Below are 2,463 nucleotides of genomic sequence, written 5' to 3'. Positions count from 1 at the left end.
CTCCTCCCGCTCCTTCGCCATATATTGCAGGTTCTGCTTTCCACGAGGTCGACCGACCACAACATGCTCCCTAAATTTCAGGGTGTTGCGACGATGCCTAGAATTCAAGCGCACGAGGGCAAGCTTTACCTTCGCGCGATCAAAGACCTGCACTCGAACCGGATCGTCGGGTATTCCATGGACGGTCGGATGAAAGCGTCCCTTGCCGTAGCGGCCCTGGATCACGCTGTTTCGTTCAGGAACCCCGCCGGTACCATCGTTCATTCCGACCGAGGATCCCAGTTCAGATCCAGGAAATTCGTCTCCGCCCTGCACTGCCATGGGTTGAGCGGATCGATGGGACGGGTCGGTGCCTGCGGTGACAACGCTGCGATGGAATCGTTCTTCTCGCTGCTGCAAAAGAACGTCCTGAATCGGAAGCGGTAGGAAACCAGGGACGAGCTCAGGCTCGCCATCACGACCTGGATTGAACGGACTTACCACCGTAAACGCCGACAACGCGCCCTCGGCCGGCTGACCCCGATCGAGTTTGAGACAATAAACAACGCGGCCACAGCCGCCTAGGAAACTATCAACCCCAGCTGTCAACTAAACCTTCAGCAGACCCCTCTGAGTATCTGTGACGCTGGATATTCGCCTGGCAAAGCCGTGCCGAGTGAGGACGGGGCATAGGCCGGATTGAGGAAGTGGCGGGTGGTCGTTGACCGTGGCTCGTGTACCAGGTGGGGGTGTTATCACTCGGGTTGCTGTCCCGAACGGTAGTGGAGTTCGTCGAAAAGTATTCCGTAGTCTTCGCGCGCTCCGAAGCGGGGGAAATCTTTGTTCATTTCCCGGAACATCCGGTTACACAAGCTACGCAGGTCTTCAGTGGCCAGTTCGGAAAGATTTGGTGGAAGCGTCGGAAGCTCGTCCTCGCCCAGATCGAAAAGGGCGTCGAGGTCGAAATCTGAGAGGATGGGGCCCTCTGAGGCGCTACCGGTGAGGCGGTGTTCTTGAAGAATGCGGTCTGTGTCTGTGTCGATGATGTTTGGTAATTTGAGGTCCATGAGGTGCTCCACAAAGTTAGCGTTTCCTGCAGGCTCTTTACTAAACCGACATTCTTGAGCCTAGGGCACTATGGGCTTTTCGTAAACCTTCAACAAGATGCACTGCCCGTTAACAGCAGGGAAACGCCCGGGAGATTGGTACTACTGAAGCGAATAAACTCTCAGTTGAGGTGACGCAAGACGACGGCGCCACCCGCGGGGTTCATGCCTCGGACGGTTGATGAAGCGGCAGGCGCGAGGTCCGACAAAGCCGGTGCTCTCCTGGCGCTACGGTGACGCAAATGGACCCAGCGGATAGTTTGCGATTTTTGACGTCTGCGCGTGGGGTCTTCGGCAGTTCCCGAGCGAATACGACTACTTCGCTATGGACGTCAGATACCCGATGATCGCCTGAAGGGAGCGGCGGAACTCATAGCCTTGCGTGTCTGCGACGTCGGCGAGATCCCTTTCGATGTCCTGCGCTTCCTCCAATGTCGCCCGGCCTTTGCTGCTGATGACTACCAACCGAACTCTCCGATCCGGGCCGCTGCGCGGTCTGGTCAGATGATCTGACGCTTCCAAACGCTCTATGGTTTTGCCGATTGTTTGGGGTTGGACGTGCATGAGTTCCGCGAGCTCGGTCTGGGCCATCGGCCCATGGGTGCTCAATGCCGTCAAAACGTTGACACCAGCAGGCGTGACACCGATTTCCAAGAGCGCCGCATTCAGTGAGCGCTCGGATAATCGAGCGGCGGTGCTCAGCAGGCGTCCGGTTGACCAGTTCTCCAGATCCGACATAGAACCCCCTTCAGTGCTACTACGATCCCCCGGGAAAAGCAGTGACCGGTGTTATCTGCTTCCCAAGTACGCACCTCAGTCTCAGCAGATGCGGAGCTGGAGCTGGAGGGCGAGGTTTCATTGCATCGTGCGACTTAGCGCCCGCTGCCGGGCTGCTTCACCAGTAGACGCCAAGCCTACTTACTATTTCACATCACTTTAAGCCCATTGGAAAGAGGGCACGTCACATCCGGCTGTTCGCTGCATGAATGAGTCTGTGTTCCTCGTCAGCTAGCAAACGCTGGAGACTCGGTGCAAAGAATGCGGATCGATTAGCCAAAAAACTCGAATCGCGGGGTGCTGCTCACACTATTGCCCGTTTGACCCGCAACCTAGACTAGGGTGATGGCTGCCCCGCGCACTTTCCCTGCAGGTGGGTACTGGTATGCGCAAGCGCCGGACCGGACGGATAGTGTTCAGGTTTTGAATGGTTTGCGCTCCTACCGTGCGGCCGAAAAGGCCATGCGCACCAGGATGCAAAATGCTATGGCTGTTAACGCCAACCCAAAACAGGGCCATTAGTGCCATTTGAAAACAGGGCCACTGGTTGTTCGTTCTATTGTGCCGTACTGGTTGTTGGCTGGTGTTCTTTGAGCCGGTA

2 protein-coding genes and 1 pseudogene are annotated in these 2,463 nt (G+C 56.7%); 1 reads left to right on the top strand and 2 read right to left on the bottom strand.

Features of this window, described 5'->3' with window-relative positions; genetic code table 11:
- Positions 1-114: 114 nt before the first annotated feature.
- Positions 115-564, top strand: a pseudogene (locus ACX80O_RS16645) (DDE-type integrase/transposase/recombinase); the annotation flags it as partial.
- A gap of 170 nt (positions 565-734) precedes the next feature.
- Here ACX80O_RS16645 and ACX80O_RS16640 read toward each other — a convergent pair.
- A complete protein-coding gene (locus ACX80O_RS16640; protein ID WP_459334169.1) occupies positions 735-1,058 on the bottom strand; it encodes a hypothetical protein in 324 nt (107 codons plus the stop codon).
- 342 nt (positions 1,059-1,400) lie between these two features.
- Entirely contained in the window at positions 1,401-1,823 is a 423-nt protein-coding gene (locus ACX80O_RS16635; RefSeq protein ID WP_459334168.1) for a MarR family winged helix-turn-helix transcriptional regulator, read from the bottom strand.
- Positions 1,824-2,463: the final 640 nt, after the last annotated feature.

This window comes from Arthrobacter glycogeni (genome assembly GCF_054511155.1).
The sequence above is the reverse complement of the archived record's forward strand: the minus strand, read 5'-3'. Positions and strand labels throughout refer to the sequence as shown.

Coding starts and splice junctions, on each gene's coding strand:
- ACX80O_RS16635 (WP_459334168.1), bottom strand. CDS start 1,823: ATGTCGGATCTGGAGAACTGGTCAACCGGACGCCTGCTGAGCACCGCC.